Origin of the sequence: Ketobacter sp. (assembly GCF_003671495.1) — a bacterium.
GTDB lineage: Bacteria > Pseudomonadota > Gammaproteobacteria > Pseudomonadales > Ketobacteraceae > Ketobacter.
Genome location: NZ_RCHN01000032.1, coordinates 98,086 through 115,527, shown reverse-complemented (window position 1 = coordinate 115,527; position 17,442 = coordinate 98,086). Strand labels below are relative to the sequence as shown.

Annotated in this window: 12 protein-coding genes; 5 read left to right on the top strand and 7 right to left on the bottom strand. The window is 60.9% G+C overall.

The window, feature by feature from the left end; all coding sequences use genetic code 11:
- Positions 1-2: 2 nt before the first annotated feature.
- Complete coding sequence (locus D9N14_RS15555) at positions 3-506, bottom strand: hypothetical protein (protein ID WP_290581333.1); 504 nt, start codon at positions 504-506, stop codon at positions 3-5.
- A 161-nt stretch (positions 507-667) separates the two neighbouring features.
- Complete coding sequence (gene rpoH, locus D9N14_RS15550; RefSeq protein WP_290581331.1) at positions 668-1,525, bottom strand: RNA polymerase sigma factor RpoH; 858 nt, start codon at positions 1,523-1,525, stop codon at positions 668-670.
- Between the two features lie 384 nt (positions 1,526-1,909).
- Here rpoH and D9N14_RS15545 point away from each other — a divergent pair, with 384 nt between their 5' ends.
- Entirely contained in the window at positions 1,910-2,638 is a 729-nt protein-coding gene (locus D9N14_RS15545; RefSeq protein WP_290581329.1) for a YopT-type cysteine protease domain-containing protein, read from the top strand.
- Positions 2,639-2,657: 19 nt separating this feature from the next.
- On the opposite strand, the gene ftsX is transcribed toward D9N14_RS15545, so the two are convergent.
- The 5 genes from ftsX to D9N14_RS15520 form a co-directional block, all read right to left on the bottom strand.
- Positions 2,658-3,638, bottom strand: a complete 981-nt coding sequence (gene ftsX / locus D9N14_RS15540) for a permease-like cell division protein FtsX (RefSeq protein ID WP_290581326.1) — start codon at positions 3,636-3,638, stop codon at positions 2,658-2,660.
- Positions 3,638-4,348 carry a cell division ATP-binding protein FtsE gene (gene ftsE, locus D9N14_RS15535; RefSeq protein ID WP_290581324.1) on the bottom strand — a complete coding sequence of 237 codons (711 nt, stop codon included), beginning with the start codon at positions 4,346-4,348 and terminating at the stop codon, positions 3,638-3,640. Before ftsE ends, ftsX begins: the two co-directional genes overlap by 1 nt.
- A gap of 182 nt (positions 4,349-4,530) precedes the next feature.
- The gene (gene ftsY, locus D9N14_RS15530; protein WP_290581322.1) at positions 4,531-5,742 is read right to left on the bottom strand and encodes a signal recognition particle-docking protein FtsY; all 1,212 of its coding nucleotides are present in this window, start codon (positions 5,740-5,742) and stop codon (positions 4,531-4,533) included.
- An 81-nt stretch (positions 5,743-5,823) separates the two neighbouring features.
- Positions 5,824-9,372, bottom strand: a complete 3,549-nt coding sequence (locus tag D9N14_RS15525) for a UvrD-helicase domain-containing protein (RefSeq protein WP_290581319.1) — start codon at positions 9,370-9,372, stop codon at positions 5,824-5,826.
- A complete protein-coding gene (locus tag D9N14_RS15520; RefSeq protein ID WP_290581317.1) occupies positions 9,369-12,146 on the bottom strand; it encodes a PD-(D/E)XK nuclease family protein in 2,778 nt (925 codons plus the stop codon). The genes D9N14_RS15525 and D9N14_RS15520 overlap by 4 nt, the downstream gene beginning before the upstream one ends.
- 185 nt (positions 12,147-12,331) lie before the next feature.
- Between D9N14_RS15520 and D9N14_RS15515 the strand changes: the two genes are divergently transcribed.
- The 4 genes from D9N14_RS15515 (at position 12,332) to D9N14_RS15500 (ending at position 17,299) form a co-directional block, all read left to right on the top strand.
- On the top strand, positions 12,332-13,705 hold the full coding sequence (locus tag D9N14_RS15515) for a M16 family metallopeptidase (protein WP_290581315.1): 1,374 nt from the start codon (positions 12,332-12,334) through the stop codon (positions 13,703-13,705).
- A 20-nt stretch (positions 13,706-13,725) separates the two neighbouring features.
- Positions 13,726-15,207, top strand: coding sequence for a M16 family metallopeptidase (locus D9N14_RS15510; protein WP_290581313.1), 1,482 nt, complete (start codon positions 13,726-13,728; stop codon positions 15,205-15,207).
- Entirely contained in the window at positions 15,200-15,817 is a 618-nt protein-coding gene (gene rsmD, locus D9N14_RS15505) for a 16S rRNA (guanine(966)-N(2))-methyltransferase RsmD (protein WP_290581311.1), read from the top strand. The genes D9N14_RS15510 and rsmD overlap by 8 nt, the downstream gene beginning before the upstream one ends.
- A gap of 93 nt (positions 15,818-15,910) precedes the next feature.
- Positions 15,911-17,299: an aminoacyl-tRNA deacylase and HDOD domain-containing protein gene (locus D9N14_RS15500; protein WP_290581309.1), complete on the top strand. Its 1,389-nt coding sequence runs from the start codon at positions 15,911-15,913 to the stop codon at positions 17,297-17,299.
- Positions 17,300-17,442 lie beyond the last annotated feature (143 nt).

Sequence of the window (17,442 nt, the reverse complement as noted above, 5' to 3'; positions counted from 1 at the left end):
GATCAGTCGGCCGGGTTAAAACGGGAGAAGTGAATTTCCCAATCCAGCCGTTCAGGATAGCGGTTCAACTGGCTGCCGATGCCGAGGATGAAGGATTGATTCTGAAAATGCACCACCTGTTTGACGGTGGTGAGTTCCTGGCGTGGCCCGGCTTTGAGCAGGACGTCCAGCCGATAGGCCAACAGGCCTTCCTCGGTGACCAGGGTATCCCCCAAATCCCAGGTGGCGGAAATCACGGTGGACCCCAAGGGCTGTTCCGCGCAGTGGGCATCTGGATAACTGATGGTGGTGATGGTGGCCAGGTGATCCAGCACAAATTCGAAGGTGCGTACCTGATAGGTTCCCTCGAACGCATAACAGTTGGACACCCACAGGCCATCCAACGCGGAGCCGCTCTCTGCGATCTGGGTGGTGAACACCCCTTTGGTGGCTTCCATGGCATCGTCGGCGAATACGACGCATACTAAAGCGGCCAGTGCCAAGCCAGCAACACGGACAAACTTCATCTGTAATCCCTAAAAAAATACCAAGCCGAAGCAAAACAGGATTGAGTATACCGCCTAATCAGGGCGATTTCAGTTAAGGTTTATTACACTGCGTAAATAAAAAAGGCCGATCGTAAGATCAGCCTTTTGACAGCCCTTTATGGCCATTTCCGAAGATCGCGTCAGGCTTCCAACATGTGGGCCTTGAGCTTTTTCATGGCGTTTTTTTCCAACTGGCGGATGCGTTCTGCAGACACATCGTACTTGGCCGCCAGATCGTGCAGGGTGGCTTTGTCCTCATCAAACCAGCGTCGCTGCAGGATATCGCGGCTGCGTTCATCCAGCGTGGTGAGGGCTTCATACAGGCGTTCGTTATGGGCCGTTTCCCAGTCGTCCGCTTCCAGCATGGCGGCCGGGTCCATGGAGCGGTCTTCCAGATAATACACGGGCGCCTGACCAGCGCTTTCATCATCGGCATCCACCGGCGCATCAAACGAGGCGTCGTAGGCTCCGAGGCGACCTTCCATTTCCCGCACGTCGGCGGCATCCACCCCCAGATCGGCGGCGATGGCATTGATCTCGTCACTGCTCATCCAGCCCAGGCGTTTTTTCTGGCTGCGCAGGTTGAAGAACAGTTTGCGTTGGGCTTTGGTGGTGGCGATTTTCACGATGCGCCAGTTGCGCAGCACGTACTCATGAATTTCTGCCTTGATCCAGTGCACGGCGAAAGATACCAGCCGCACGCCCACGGTGGGGTCGAAGCGTTTGACCGCTTTCATCAGGCCCACATTGCCTTCCTGGATCAGATCCGCCTGGGGCAGACCGTAACCGTTATAGGATTTGGCGATGTGCACCACAAAGCGCAGATGGGACAATACCAGCTGGCGGGCGGCATCCACATCACCGTCGAAATACAGTTTTTCAGCCAGTGCCTTTTCTTCTTCTGCACTCAGTACCGGCACAGTCTGCACGGACTGCACATAGGCCTCTAGGTTGACCCCGGGCGCGGTGACAAAAGCAGGTTGAAGGGCAGTGTTCATATCGTTAAACCTCCATTGGGTCTGACTGAGTTTAGCACTCTGAACATTCGAGTGCTAATTCCGCCAAAAGTTCCCTGATTCCGTGGTATTCCCCAGGGACGGGATCATTCTCAGGACTGTTATTGTTGGGGTTTCCTTGGGCCATTTTCAAGGGCTTCAAGGGTCGGATTTGGTATTTTTTAACAGGAATCGCAGCAACCACCAACAGCCCCACATATCTTGCGACATGCAATGATAGTAAGCGATTACACACGTCATTTGGAGAGGGTTCAAAATCCCGTTTTGCCCTTCAACTGCACCGTCCAGCAGCTGCACCTGCAACTTTGTCCATTTAGGCACCGTATCAGGATTACACCCATTCACTGGATACAATAAGGAAATAACATGAGCAGAAGCAGCTTAATCAACTTCACCTGCCTGGAGCAGTCCGGTTGCTACATTGAGTATTCGCAGGGTAACCGGGGCACCCATGACATAATCAAACAGTCCCCACTGACAGCAGATGGTATTTGTCAGGCGCTGTCAGCCAAATGGATTGCGCAACATGCCAATGACGACAGCCTGTGGAACTGGCTGTTCCTGCCTGGAACCACCACGGTAAACAAGGCAGCAGTGGTGCAACTGATGCACAACTATGTCGATGCCTCCTCCGGAGCCCGCTTTACTTCCCTGGGTAACCCCACCACGAAATACAAATACACTCTGGGTTTGACCTATCAGGACTATGTAACCGACCGCTATCTGGAGCTGTATGATGTAAAACGGCGCCAAATGGTGAGTGCGTCCTTTCTGGGCAACCAAAACGCCCGCATTGGAACCGGTGCTAACGGCTTCTGCCTGGCTAATCGGTTACACAAGAAGTTTCTCAATACCCTGGGAGGGTCCTATGTGCTGATTGTGATCAAGGGCCAGCACAACAATAGCCAGGTGGGGCACGCCATGGCGGCCTATGTAGGGTCGGAGGACGTCACCTTCTTTGACCCAAATTACGGTGAATTCTGGTTTCCCAGCCAGGACAAATTCACTACCTGGTTCACGCAATATTGGTCAATGTCGGAGTATGACAAGATATTCAAGGACTTTTATCTTGTGCCCTACGGCAAGGCCGTGTGAGTTCAATGCATGGATGCGATTAACCCGGCTCGATGGCGCGAATGTGTTGGCTCACCGCCAGGCGAGCCCCAATCAGGCCGATGGCGATACTGCCCACCAGCATCAGGAAGGACACCTCCAGCCCCAGCCCGCTGAGCTGAAACTGGCTGCGGTACAGCTCTGACAGGGCCTGCACCGGTTCATCCAGCCACCACAACACCGTCTGGATCAGCAGCAATGCCACCAGGCAGCCCCCCAGGCCGTACCAGAGGCCGGTGTACATGAACGGGCGCCGCACAAAGGCGTCGGTGCCCCCCACCAGCTTGACGATGATGATCTCATCGCGGCGGCTTTCGATGGCCAGGCGAATGGTGTTGATGATCACCAGCAACACCGCCAAGGCCAAGCCGATGCTGAGCGCCACCACCAGGCGCCGCCCCAGGTCCAGAATGGCATACAGGCGCTGGACCCACTGGGCGTCCAGTTGCGCCAGGTCCACTTCCCCTTTTCTGGCCAGATCCAGGCGCAGCTTTTCCGCCGCCTCCAGATCGGTAACCGCCGGGTACACCACCACCACGGCCGGCAGAGGGTTCTCCCCCAGCTCCTGCAGCAGATCGCCAAAGCCACTCTGTTCTTCGAACTCCGCCAGGGCCTGCTCGCGGGAAATGTACTCGGTGCGTTTCACATCCGGGCGTTTGGCCAGGTCGTCCGCCAGCTTCCGCCCCTGTTCCGCCGAGGTTTTGAAACTGAGAAACAGGGAGATCTGGGCGCTGCCGTCCCAATCGTCACTGATGGATTCGGCGTTCTTCAGCATCACATAGAGCCCAGCGGGCAGGCTCAGGGCGATGGCAATCACCAGAATGGTCATCAGGGTCGGCAGGGGGGTGGCCAGCAGCCGGCTCAGGCTTTCCAGGGCCACCTCTTTATGGTGCTCACGCCAGCTCTCAAAGCGTTGTTTGAAGGTGGTGCGGGCCGTAGTGGCGCCTTTCGGGGCCTGATTGGAAGCAGTGGTCTGGCTCATCAGTAGCCCCCAGTGTAGATACTGTGGTCCGGGTCGGCGGGGATGTGATCGGTGCCATCACTGAGTAACTGGCCGGAATCCAGGGACAACAGCCGGTGGTCGTAACGGGCGATCAGGCCCAGGTCATGGGTGGCGATCAGCACGGTTACCCCCACCTGGGAGAACTGGTCGAACAGGTCCATGATCTCGGCAGACAATGCCGGGTCCAGGTTGCCGGTGGGCTCATCGGCGATCAGGATCTGGGGCTTGTTCACCACCGCCCGGGCGATGCCCACCCGTTGCTGCTCACCACCGGAGAGGGCAATGGGATTGAGGTTTTCTTTGTCCAGCAGGCCCACTTTATCCAGGGCGGCCCGCACCCGGCGCCCGGTTTCCCGCGGCCGGTAGCCGGCAATGATCAAGGGCAGGGCCACGTTATCGTACACGGTGCGGTCGAACAGCAGCTGGTGGTTCTGGAACACCATACCGATCTGGCGGCGATAATAAGGAATGGCGGAACGCCCCACCTTGGAGACATCCTGGTTGCACACCACCATGCGGCCGCCACTGGGACGCTCGATCAACATAATGAGTTTCAGCAGGGTGCTTTTGCCCGCCCCGGAATGCCCGGTAAGAAAGGTCAGCTCACCCTGATCCAGCTCGAAGCTGACGTTAAGCAGGGCGTCTTTACCGTTGTCGTAGCGTTTACTGACTTTTTGGAAGTGAATCATAGAATCCAGATAGCGTTATATCTTACTTCCGCAGAGACCGGGGAGTGGCGTTCAAGACTCGCTACAAGCACATCCCTGTGCGCTCGACAGCGGCCGTCCATGGCCGCTGACGGTCTTGAACGCCAATCCCCAACCTCTGCTCCGTGCCAATCCTAACCACCCAGCTGCGTGAGCAAACAAACTCAACGATCAAACAACGCCCGCACAAATTCATCCGCCTCGAATGGCCGCAGGTCATCGATCTGCTCCCCCACCCCGATGTAACGGATGGGCAGTCCCAGGTTGGCGGCAATGGCAAACACGATACCGCCCTTGGCGGTGCCGTCCAGTTTGGTGAGCGTGATCCCGGTCACCCCCACTGCTTGGTGGAATTGTTCCGCCTGGCTGAGGGCGTTCTGCCCGGTACCGGCATCCAGTACCAGCATGACTTCGTGGGGCGCACTGGCGTCCAGTTTCGCCATCACCCGCTTCACCTTGGACAGCTCGTCCATCAGGTTGCTCTTGGTGTGCAGGCGACCGGCGGTATCGGCGATCAGTACATCCACCCCTTTGGACTGGGCAGATTGCACCGCATCGAAAATCACCGAAGCACTGTCGGCGCCGGTGTGCTGGGCCACCACCGGGATGTTGTTGCGTTCACCCCAGACCTGCAATTGCTCCACGGCCGCCGCGCGGAAGGTATCCCCCGCCGCCAGCATCACCGACTTGCCTTCCTGCTGGAGTTTCTTGGCCAGCTTGCCGATGGTGGTGGTTTTGCCCACGCCGTTGACCCCGACAATCAGAATCACAAACGGCCGCTTGCCACTCTCAATGTGCAGGCCACCGCCGTCATCGGAGCGGCGCAACACCTTGGCCATTTCCTCTTTGAGCGCATCGTAGAGGGCGTCGGAATCTTTCAGTTCCTTGCGGTTCATGCGCTCCGTGATGGCGGCAATGATCTTGCTGGTGGCGTCCATACCCACGTCCGCCACCAGCAGCTGGGTTTCAATTTCTTCCAACAGGTCGTCGTCGATGGCTTTTTTGCCCAGCAACAGACCCGCCAGACCGTCGCTGAGTCCGGCGCGGGTGCGGGACAGGCCCTGTTTGACCCGGGCGAAAAAGGACACCGGCTCTGCTGCAGATTCCGGTACAGGTTCCAGGGCAGGCTGGGGCGCGGATTTAGAGACGGACTCAGGGACAGATTCGAGGGTGGAGCGGACCGTGGCCTCATCGGCCACCGCACCCACCACCGGCTTGGCAGGGGCGGGTGCCAGCAAGGCCTGTTTGGCTGCATCCCGGTCAAAGAAGCGGGCGAACAGGGCCTGTTCAGTGAGGACCTCCGGGCCGCGTAAAAACGCCGGCGTCGATTCAAAGAAGCGCCCAAAAATTTGCTGTTCGTGAGCGATACCCACCATGTAAAACCCCTGACCTGCACTGCTGCTGAAAATCTGTTGGCGGGTATCCTAACATTTGTTCCGGCCCGGCTCAGCTGGAAATTAACCAACCTCCTGCCAGTGTGTGATCAGGGGAAAGTAAAGCGCCTTTTTCACTTTGCTGAAGCCCGCCGCCTGCAGCGCCCGCTGATACAGGCTCAGTTGTGCCTGGTATTGCTCCAGCTCCTGAGCAATGAAGCTGTCCAGGGACTGGCCCGCTTCCGGTTCACTGGTTTTATAGTCCACCAGCCAGGTGGTGCCCTGCGAGGTGGTGAAGACCCGGTCGATCTGCAGGTTCTTGGGGCCCACCGAACTGGCAAAGGTGATGGGGTATTCACTGGCGTGGAACGGGTGCTTGTGGGAAAGAAAATGCTCCGCCCTGCTGTCCTGCAGCACCATCTGCAGGGCCAGGCTCACCTTGTCCACCGCCGCAGACAGGCGGGGGCGGGGCACCCCCAGGCCCGACAACGCTACGGCCATGGCCGGTTCAAGGGCGCGAATGCCATCGACGCGCCAGCGCTGGATGCCACTGTTGCCGATGTGCTGCAGGTAACGGTGCACCAGGGTGCCCACCGCCCGCGGGGTGGCATCCTGCCAGCTCAGCTCCACCCGGTTGCTGGCATCCCCGTATTCATAGCGGGGCACGAACGGCTCCAGCAGATGGCCGGCGGGTAACGGCGGCGGCTGCCAATGGCGGGGCAACCGCTGCAACGGACGGGGCGCAAACCCGGTGCGGGCCATGACCGCCGGCACCGTGCTGTCGTAACGCTGCACCTGTAACTGCACCGGCTCCCAGATACTGTAAAGCAGGGACGACTTGGCCGGTGGCTTCAGCTCCGGTGCCCGGGCCTCATCCGCTTTCACCTGGGCGGTTAAATGCAGCGCCTGTTTGGCCCGGGTGCAGGCCACATACAACAGGCGACAGGATTCGTATCGGCTTTTCTTGCTGTCTTCCATCTGCAAATGGCGGTAGGTGGGGTGTTTGTCCCGCCCCACTGCGGTAATGGGAGCCATCACCAGCTCCATCTCGCCCCGGCTATTCAGGCGTTCATGCCACAGCAGTAACGCCGGATCGTCGCTGCGGGGGGCCTTGTGCAATGCGGGCACGATCACCACATCGAATTCCAGCCCCTTGGATTTGTGGATGGTCATGATCTGCAGGCGGTCGTCGGCATTGGGGTCCGGTGCGGCATAGAGTTTTTCCACCGCTTTTTGCAGGCTGTCCAGGGATGGGATGGCACTGCCATGGGACCAGCCCGACAACAGGCCGAAAAACTTGTCGGCGTTCTTCAGCGCCTCGGCATCCGTCACGCAGGCCGCCCCGCCCAGTGCCAGCCAGGTGCCTTCAATCCAGCTGCGCAGGGTTTTGCGTTCCACATTAAGAACCGCCTGCTGCAGAATCGGCAGCACCCGGGCCAGGCGGGTCCGGCCATCAGCACTGAGCAACTGCCCCGCCGGCTGCCCCTGCTGTGACCGGGGAGCGAAGAAAAAATCATTCTGCAGCGGTGCTGCATCCCCATTCTGTGCTTGCGAATGGCTGGCTGAGCCCGCGCTCATGGCCTGCTCCAACTGCACAAACAGTGTGTCGTAATCCCGCTGTTCCGGACGTTGCAGATTGGCAATGGCTTCCAGATCCACCAGGCTCAGGCCGCACCAGGGTGCCCGCAGCACCGCCAACCAGGCGGTGCGATCCGCCGGGTGCAACAGGGCCCGGGTCAGGGCCATCAGATCCTGGATCACCGGCTGATCCTGCAACAGCTCCAGATCCAGAGCCCGGTAACTGATCCCGGCGGCCTTCAGCAACGGCAGGATGTGGGCGGCATGGGGCCGGTTGCGCACCAGGATGGCAATGCTGGCCTCGGGCTGCCGGCTGCGGCAGGTTTGAATAAGCTCCAGGATCACCCGGGCTTCCTCGGCGCGGCTGTCGTGGTTTTCACTCTCCACAAAGCCATGCACCCACACGGAACGCTCATCCCGTTGCGGGTGGAAGGCATCAGAGGGGGAATAGGTCACTGCGCCGGTGGAAATGTCATTGGCGGTCGGAAACGCCCGCTGGAAAACACGGTTCACCCACTCCACCACTCCTGCCTGGGAACGGAAGTTGGTGGTCAACCGCAGCGGGGTCAGGGGCACGTTTTCCAGGCCCTGTTCCCGGCAATTCAGGAACAGGCCCACATTGGCGCCCCGAAACCCATAGATGGACTGCATGGCATCCCCCACGCAGAACAGGGTGCGGCCGTCTCCGGGCTGCCAACCGGCAGTGAGCTGATTCAGCAACTGCACCTGGCTGGCGGAGGTGTCCTGAAACTCGTCCACCAGAATGTGCTGCAGCCGGTAGTCCATTTTCAGCGCCAGTTGACTGGGGTCGTCCAAGGCGCCCAGGGCCCGGCGTGCACGGATACTGATCTCGGCAAAGTCCAGGCTGTTGGTTTCCTGAAACACCAGCAGCAGCTGCGCCGCCAGCACCGGCAACACCTGGGTCAGGGCATCCAGCAGGCACCATTGCTCGGCGCTGAAATGCGGCTGCGGCAGCACCAGCATATCCGCCACCGCGTCATCGAGGCCTTCCACGGCCTGCAGCTGCCCGATCAGTTCCAGCAACTGTTCCTTGCGGGCCTTGCATTCCCGTTTTTCCTGAGCATTGTCGCCGGGGGGAAAACCGGTGTTCTTATTGACGGTCTTGCGCCACTCCCCTTTGGCGGTGGTCAGCAGGGTGATGATGCCTTGCCAGCGGGGCAGGTCTGCTTCGGTCCAGCCGGGCAGGCTTTGCTGCGCGTGATCCAGGTCCAGATCCAGGCAGTGCAGAATGGGTGAGTCCAGTTGCATGCGTTTGAGGTTGGCAGCGGCAAATCCGGCCAGTGCCAGCAGCTCCCGTTGTAGGGGCGGCGGAATCAGTTCGTGCATTTTCGCCACCGAATCCCGAATGATGCTGCCCAGGTTGTGCTCCAACGAGGCCCGCACTGCCTGCGGGTCCGGCTGCTGGCCAAAGGAATAGCCCAGCAACGGCAGCCACTCTTCCCGCCGCGTCAGCATTTGCATCAGCAGCGCCTCCAGCCGGGCGAAGCGGTTGTCCATCTGCTGCAGCAGGGTGGCCAGTGCCTCGCTCCAGGGTTCAGCGGATTCCAGGGTAGCGAGCAACGCCTGTACCGCCCGCCGGTAGATCACCTCACTGTCGTCACTGATCTGGGGTTTGGAACCAATGGCGGATTCCAGGGGCATGCTGTTGGTGAGAAAGGCACACAGGCTGTCGAAGGTTTTGATCTGCAGACGGTTGGGATTGTCCAGCAACGACCACTGGCGCTGCCGGTCCCGCTGCAACACCGCACTGGCCAGCTGCCAGGTCTGCTGTTTGTGGCTTTCCCCGGGCTGCGGGCCGGTGGCGGACTGCAGGGCACTGAGAATCCGCTCGCGCATTTCCCCCACCGCCTTACGGGTGAAGGTAATGGCCAGCACCTGCTCCGGCCGCTCCACCCGGGTCAGCAGATTCAGGAAGCGCTGGGTCAGCAGCTCGGTTTTACCACTGCCGGCAGGGGCTTCACAGATAAAAGATTGTTCCGGGTCCAGGGCCAGTTGGCGCTGCTCCCGGTCAGACGGGCGACGCTGTGTGGTCATGAACGTTCCCCCCCGACATCAGAGCCGTCGTCGTCGCTGCCGTGCTGCACCGGTTGATCCTGAATCCGGCACAGGGGTTTGAATTCGCAATAACGGCAGGTGACCCCGGCTTTTTTCGGGTCCACCGCCGCCGCACCGGCCATGAATTCCTGCGCCAGTTTTTCCAGCACGGCACGCCAGTGTTCGACGAGGGCAGCCCAATCCCCGGTTGCCTTGGCCTGGGGCGGTTCTGTCTGGGCCTGGTCTGTGTGAGGCTGGTCTGTCTGCATCAGGGCCTGCGGCCCTTTCATGCCCGGCGCCACCGAGACATCCTCGGCGATGCCTTTAAGGGCAATCTCATCGGCGGTGATCTGGCCGAAGGCGGCACCGCTCACCTTGCCGCTATTAGCCACACAATAGAGCGGCACCTGAGGCTCATCGGGCCGCTCCCCCTCCCAGTAACGAATCTCCTGGCGCCCGGTTTTGTAGTCCAGTACAAACAGGCTGCCGTCCTCAAGCCGGTCCACCCGATCGTAGCGAATGTTGAGGGGCAACTTGCCCAGCTTCACCGTTTTGCGACCCTCGTTGAACACCACACTGAACGGCGCCCGCTGCTTTTCCAACTCCAGAAACGCCCGCACCTGGGTTGCCAGCCGCTGGCTTTCAATCTGCAGCAGGCGGTTGCCCACGGAATGGCGGAACGCAAAGGCCTGCAGGGAGGCCTCAATGCAGCGGGCAATCAAATCCTGCAAATCCGCCTCGGACAATTCCAGCAGCCGTTGCTGATGCCGCAATCGGCGCCAGATCAGTTCCATCACCTTGTGCAACAGGTTGCCCCGCTCCAGGGCGTCCAACCCCATGGCCGGCAGCGGCATCTCATCGGCGTGCAGGCGGTGGCGGGCAAAGGCGCGGAACGGGCAGGCGGCCTGGTCCTTGAGGATGCCGGTACCACCACGAATGGTCGCCGCGTCCACCACCTTGGGGCCACAACTTTCCAGGGAGGTCTCGATCTCCCGTTGCCGGAACAATTGCCCGGCGAAGGATTCCGGTGCGCTCAGGGTGAACGGCTGCAGGGGCACCTCACTCACCAGGGTGCTGGCCCGCAGCTGCTTGTCCTCCTGCAGTCGGCTGTGGCTGTAGGCCACCACCGGGGCACTGCTGCTGAGACGCTGCAACAGGCGGCGGGCGTACTCCAGTTCCCGCTGGGACGAGGATTGCGGCATGCCGTGTTCAATCTGAAAACCCAGGGGCAAAAGAGGATTGGGGTCCGGCGCCGGCGGCCAGGTTTCATCGTCCATGTTCATGAGCCAGAGATGATCAAAGGGCAGGCCGGCGGCCTCCAACACCCCCAGGATCTGGATGGGGGACGTTTTGGTCTGGGCCTGAAAACTGTTGTGCTTCAGCAACACCGTCAGGTACTGCAGCGCCGTGCCGCCATCGATGGCCCCGCACACTGCATCCAGACCGGCAAACGCCTGCAGCGCCTCCTGCCAACCTTGCACCTGCTGGAATTCCAGGGTGTCCAGGGTACGCTGCCCGGGCCAGCCCATCACCGTCAGCAACTGGAGAAACCAGGGTGCCCACTCACTGGGCCGTTGCTGTTTGGGGGCACTCTGGCGCAATTGGTCCAGCCGCTCCAGGGCGGCGTACAGGTCCGGACAGCGAAACCGATACTGCGCCCCGGCGGCGCCCTCCCGGCGCCCCAGTTCCCGCAGCAACTGCGCCAGGCTGAGGCTGAGATCCCCCTGCCGCAGCTCCCGATCCAGCCGCGCCCGTTCCGGCAGTTCCCCGCTGCTGCCCACAAAGGGGGAACGCAACAACTGGGACACCGCTTCGATATCCAGCAGCCCGCGCTGAAGGGCGAGCACGTTCAACGCTGCCGCCACCACCGGCACCCCGTCCATGGGCTGACCGGCCGAAATATTAAAGCCGGGGGCATGCTGGGGCTGACCCGGCAGAATGTACTGGGGTTCGAAGACACGGGTGAAAATGCGCTCCACCGCTTCCCGCAGTTGCGCCAGCTTGGGAATCACCACGGCAATGCGTTGCTGGGGATTGTCCTGGATACGGGCCTGGGCCCACAGGGCCGCCGCTTCGATTTCCGCTTCCTCGTCACTGAATTCATAACGCACGCTCTGCTGCGCCTGCGCCTGCCAGTCCAACTCCTCAACCTGGCTGCCCTGGGCGCTCATGGCCTGCAGCAGCCCCTGGAACTGGGGCGTCATTTCGTCAAAGCCGTACAGCAACACGGTGGCAGGAGCAGGCAGCACGCCCTCCTGCAGACAGGCGCTCACCACCTCGGCCACCTGGGCCTGGGACAGCACCCCCCGCTGCTCACATTCACGATTGAAGGCGTCGCACCAGGCGGCGAAGATGCGCCCGTTACTGTCGCCGTCGGTGGGCACCGGCAGCCCCCACTGCCGCAACAGGCGCCAGGCCTCCATGGCATGATTGCCGGTGGCCCGGGTGCTCAACAAGGGGGGTGTTTCCGGATGCTCCGCCACCACCCGCTGCCACAGGATACGTTCCTGCATGGGGGCCAGGGGCATCCGCTGCAGCAAGGGATGCTGCGGACGCAGGGCCAGGGCTTCCCAGGCCTGTTGCAACCATCCCTGCAGGGAATAACAGGTGGGGGTGGCCCAGGCTGTGGCGGGCTGGCGGGTGGCCTGGTACTGGTTGAAACCGTCGCGCAAAAAGCGGCTCAAACGCTTGTTGGGGGTGAGGACCAACAGGTCTCGGGGGGAGTGGGCTTGCAGTATTTGGAAGAGCTCGGCAAATTCCTGGAACGGCTTCACGGGTCGCAATACGAACAGTCAGTGGATGGGGTTTGTTTGCTAGTATGGTAACCATAACCAGCGGATTAGGCGAGCCTTATCTGTATATATATTCAGTGTTTTGGCCAGGGAATTTCTGTGCCCGATCAAGGTCTTAATCCGTTACCATAACCCCAAGCATCCATTACCGAATGAAATTGGACATCATGGCAAACGTTGCATCTCGATACCTACTGCCCCTGGGCCTGGCGCTCTGCCTGGCGCCGGCAGTGAACTCCGCCTGGGCCGCCAACGACAGCGCGGCCCGCCCCTCCGCCGCCGAGCGCACCTTCACCCACACCCTGGACAACGGCATGAAGATCATCGTGCGGGAAGACCACCGGGCACCGGTGATGGTGTCCCAGGTGTGGTACCGGGTGGGCTCCAGTTATGAACACGCCGGCGTGACCGGGGTATCCCACGTGCTGGAACACCTGATGTTCAAAGGCACCGACAAGGTTCCCGACGGTGAGTTTTCCAAACTGATCGCCCGCTATGGCGGCAGCGAGAACGCCTTCACCTCCTACGATTACACCGGTTACTACCAGCTGATGAGCGCCACCAACCTGCCCCTCTCCATCGAGCTGGAGGCCGACCGCATGCAGAACGCCATCATGCCGGACTCGGCGTTCAGCAAAGAGATCGAAGTGGTGAAGGAGGAGCGTCGCCTGCGCACCGATGACAAGCCCAATTCGGTGGCCTATGAGCGCTTCATGGCGGCGGCCTACCTGTCCTCCGGCTACCACAATCCGGTGATCGGCTGGATGCATGACCTGGACAACATGACCGCCCAGGACGCCCGTAACTGGTACAAAAAATGGTACATGCCCAACAACGCCATCCTGGTGGTGGTGGGTGACGTGAAGGCACCGGAGGTGTTTGAACTGGCGGCCCGCTACTTCGGCCCCATTCCGCGGGGAGAATTGCCCAAGCGCCCCCTCAACCGGGAAGTGCCCGGCAACGGGGAACGCCGCATCGAGGTCGCCATTCCCGCCAAGATTCCCACGCTGTATGTGGGCTACAACGTGCCCGGCATCAACACCGCAGCAGACGAAACCGATGTCTATGCCCTGCGCATGCTGGCAGGCGTTTTGGACGGCGGCTACAGCGCCCGCATCGAAACCCACATGGTGCGCAACCAGGGCATCGCGGCCAGCGCCGGGGCCGGTTACGGCGGTTTCTCCCTGGGGGACACCCTGTTCTATTTCAGCGGCGTCCCGGCGGAAGGCTATTCCATCGAACAGCTGGAACTGGCCTTTAACGACCAGATCGAAACACTGCAGACCGAACTGGCGGACCCGGAGGAACTGGAGCGGGTCAAGGCCCAGATCATTTCCGGCATCATCTACCAGCAGGATTCCATCTCCAGCCAGGCCAACCAGATCGGCCGCATGGAGGCCATCGGCCGCAGCTGGCAGGAAGCGGATGCCATGGTGGAAAAACTCTCCGCCATCACGCCGGAACAGGTGCAGGCCGTCGCCCGCAAATACCTGGTGGACAACAATAAGACCGTTGCCGTGCTCAACCCGCAACCCCTGTAATCGCCCAAGGATCGTTTTTCATGTCCGAACAGAGCAAGATCAGTCGCAAGACCCTCAGCATCATGATCCTGGTGGTGAGCCTGTTTATCGTGGTGCTGTACAACCTGCCCGGCAGCATCAAACCCGGTGACCGCGAGGAGCCTGGCCCCATTGTGACGCCGGTTCAGAGCACTCCGCTCAAGCAACGGGCGGATGGCTCCAAACTCACCTCCCTGGAACTGATTGAACAGGCCGAGGCCAAGCCCTACAAGGTGCGCATCGAATCCTGGAACACCCCCAACGGCGCCAAAGTGCTGTTTGTGCGGGCACGGGAAATTCCCATGCTGGATGTGCGGGTGGTATTTGACGCCGGTGCCGCCCGGGATGGGGCGTTGCCCGGCCTGGCCCAGCTCACCAGCGCCATGCTCACCGAAGGGGCGGGCATTGCCGACGTGGACGCCATCGCCCGGCATTTTGAAGGCCTGGGGGCCAACATCGACACCGACTCCTATCGGGACATGGCCATCGTCAGCCTGCGCACCCTGTCCGACGCCCAGTACCGTGACCCGGCCCTGACCCTGTTCTATGATGTGGTGGCCCAACCCACCTTCCCCGTCTCCAGCCTGGAGCGCTTGCGCCAACAGATGCTGCTGGGGTTGCAACAGGAAAAGCAGAGCCCCGGCGCCCTGGCCCAGAAAGCGTTTTTCCAGGGCCTGTACCCGGACCTGCCCTATGGCATTCCCCCCAACGGCACCGAGGACAGCCTCACCCGGATCACAGCGGATGACCTGCGCCGCTTCCACGAGCAGTATTACGTGGCAGCCAATATGGTGATCGCCATGATCGGCGACATCGACCGCACCCAGGCAGAACTGATTGCCCTGCAACTGGACAGCCAATTGCCCAAAGGGCGCGCCGCACCGACGCTGGCTTCCGCCCAGCCATTGGCGGAAGCCCGTGAGGAGCACCTGGAATTCCCCTCCAGCCAGACCCACATCATGGTGGGCGGCATCGGGGTGAAACGGGGTGACCCGGACTGGTTCGCCCTCAGCGTCGGCAACGAAATCCTGGGGGCCGGTGGCTTCAGCTCCCGCCTCACCCAGATCATCCGCCAGGACAACGGGCTGGCCTACAGCGTGTACAGCCACTTTATTCCCATGGCCAGTGAAGGCCCGTTCCTGATCAATCTGCAGACCCGCAACGACCAGACCCAACAGGCCCTGACCCTGCTTAACCAGACGCTGCAGGACTTTGTGGAAAACGGCCCCACCGAAGAGGAGCTGGAAGCGGCCAAACGCCACATTCTGGGCAGCTTCCCCCTGCAGACCGCCAGCAACAGCAACATCGTGGACTATCTGGGCATGATCGGCTTTTATCAGTTGCCGCTGAATTACCTGGACACCTACATCCACAACATCGAACAGGTGGACGCCAAGGCTATCCGCCGGGCCTTCCAGCGGGTCGTGCAGCCCAAGGCCCTGTTCACGGTCACCGCCGGGCAGCAGGCAGCAGCCGGTGAGTAAGCGCGCTGCGGCGGGCAAAAGCGAACTGCGTATCATTGGCGGCCAGTGGCGGGGGCGGCGCCTCAGCTTCACCGCCGAGGAAGGCCTGCGCCCGACCCTGGACCGCTACCGGGAAACCCTGTTCAACTGGCTGATGTTCGATGTGGAAGGGGCCCGTTGCCTGGACCTGTTCGCCGGCAGCGGCGCCCTGGGCCTGGAGGCCCTCTCCCGCGGTGCCCGCCACGTGGACTTTGTGGATGCCAGCCCCCAGGCCGCCCAGTCCATCCGCCAGCACCTGAAAACCCTGGGTTGCCAGCAGGCGGCGGTGCACCACCGGCCGGCGGAGGCCTGGCTCAAGCAGCAGTCGCAGGCAACCCCGCAACCCTACGACCTGATCTTTCTGGACCCCCCATTCCACCGGGATCTGCTGCAACCCTGTCTATATCTGCTGGAGTACCGGGGCTTCATTCAGCCCACCACCAGGATTTACCTGGAGGCGGAAGCGGAGTTCCGGCCCAGTCGCCTGCCGGAGCATTGGCGCACCCTCAAGCAGAAAGAGGCCAAGAACACGATTTTTTTCCTGCTGGAATGCCCAACACCGCACTCTGATGAGGGGAAATCAATCACATAGCCTGACATTCTCCAGCCCACCTGAAGAGCCACTGTGGCAGCATTTCAGTGCGCTACTATGCTTAAGGGCATGGCAGATTGTGAGGTGAGTAACATGCCCATTCCCCCAACCGTCAGCGAGCGGCTTGACTCCCAAGGGATCCACTACCAGATCATCGAAGAAGCGGAAATCGCGCCGCTGCACCAACTGTGTCGCGGGGATCAGCTCACCCAAAGCCAGGTGGTGAAGCTGGTGATCCTGAAAGATTCCATAGGCCACCTGCAGGCCCTGATTCCGGCCGACAGCCTGTTGGACCTGAGCCGCCTCTGTGAGCAGCAGGGCCGCAATCTGGAAGCCATTCCCCCCCAGGAATACGAGCAGATGGCCCGTTCCCAGGGCCTGGAACATCTGCCGGACTTTCCGCTCAACGACAGCCTGCCCCTGGTGGTGGAAAAACGCCTGAAACACGCCGGTGACCTGTATCTGGAAATGGGCAACAGCGGCCACTTCCTGAAACTGCCGCAAAGTGAGTTCGCCAAGCTGGTGGCCAACGGCAGACAGGCGGATTTCTGTGTGGCGCTGGATGAGTTTTCCCCCAACAGCGACGACCGCAGGGCCACCGAACACTCGGTGAACCAGTTCACCCAGCTGCGCATCAAGCGGCGCCTGGAAGAAACTCTGGAGATGCCGCCCTTACCGGAGACCGCGGAGCAGATCATTCAGTTGCGCATTGATCCCGATGCCGGTGTCGGCGAACTGGCGGAACTGGTGGAGAAAGACCCGAGCCTGGCAGCCCAGGTGGTGAGCTGGGCCAGTTCCCCCTATTATGCTGCGCCCGGTGCCATTCGCTCGGTGCACGATGCGGTGGTGCGGGTGCTGGGTTTTGATCTGGTGATCAACCTGGCGCTGGGCCTGGCCCTGGGCCGCACCCTGGAACTGCCCAAGGGCGGTCCCCATGGGGTAACTCCGTTCTGGGATCAGTCCGTGTATTGCGCGGTGACCATGGAAGGCCTGGTAAAAGCCATGCCGTCAGAGCGGCGCCCGTCCATGGGGCTGGCCTATCTCAGTGGTCTGCTTTCCAACTACGGTTATCTGGTGCTGGCGCACATCTTTCCCCCGTACTTCAAAGTGATCTGCCGCAGCATCGAAGCCAACACCCATGTGGACCCGCACCTGCTCGAACAACACGTACTGGGCATTGACCGGGAAACCCTGGCCAGCCAGCTGATGGATTGCTGGAGCATGCCCGAAGAAGTGATTCACGCCTTGCGCTGGCAGAACTATCCCGGCTATCAGGGGGATTACAATCTGTATGCCCGCCTGCTGTACCTCACCAACCAGTTGCTGCGGGGTGTGGGTCTGATCCAGGGCCCGGTGCACCCCATCAACGAACGCATCTTTGAAGAGCTGGGGCTGGCGCAGGAGGATGCGCTGCACGTCATCAATCATGTGGTGGCGATGAAGGATGAACTGCGCCAGATGGCAAAAAACCTGGAGGGTTGACGCACTGGGCAAAGCCCAGATGCAAAGACCGGGCAATGGCAATCAAAACGGCCTGAAATTGCAGGATTCAGACCTTACTGCCTGGCACCAGAGCGGGTTAATCTAGCCTTTCACGAGCAGCGAAAAGTGAAGTGAATGCAGGT

What these genes read in the sequence shown, in the direction of transcription:
- D9N14_RS15555 (WP_290581333.1), bottom strand. Translation starts at nt 506, where the DNA reads ATGAAGTTTGTCCGTGTTGCTGGCTTGGCACTGGCCGCTTTAGTATGC.
- rpoH (WP_290581331.1), bottom strand. Translation starts at nt 1,525, where the DNA reads ATGAACACTGCCCTTCAACCTGCTTTTGTCACCGCGCCCGGGGTCAAC.
- D9N14_RS15545 (WP_290581329.1), top strand. Translation starts at nt 1,910, where the DNA reads ATGAGCAGAAGCAGCTTAATCAACTTCACCTGCCTGGAGCAGTCCGGT.
- ftsX (WP_290581326.1), bottom strand. Translation starts at nt 3,638, where the DNA reads ATGAGCCAGACCACTGCTTCCAATCAGGCCCCGAAAGGCGCCACTACG.
- ftsE (WP_290581324.1), bottom strand. Translation starts at nt 4,348, where the DNA reads ATGATTCACTTCCAAAAAGTCAGTAAACGCTACGACAACGGTAAAGAC.
- ftsY (WP_290581322.1), bottom strand. Translation starts at nt 5,742, where the DNA reads ATGGTGGGTATCGCTCACGAACAGCAAATTTTTGGGCGCTTCTTTGAA.
- D9N14_RS15525 (WP_290581319.1), bottom strand. Translation starts at nt 9,372, where the DNA reads ATGACCACACAGCGTCGCCCGTCTGACCGGGAGCAGCGCCAACTGGCC.
- D9N14_RS15515 (WP_290581315.1), top strand. Translation starts at nt 12,332, where the DNA reads ATGGCAAACGTTGCATCTCGATACCTACTGCCCCTGGGCCTGGCGCTC.
- D9N14_RS15510 (WP_290581313.1), top strand. Translation starts at nt 13,726, where the DNA reads ATGTCCGAACAGAGCAAGATCAGTCGCAAGACCCTCAGCATCATGATC.
- D9N14_RS15500 (WP_290581309.1), top strand. Translation starts at nt 15,911, where the DNA reads ATGCCCATTCCCCCAACCGTCAGCGAGCGGCTTGACTCCCAAGGGATC.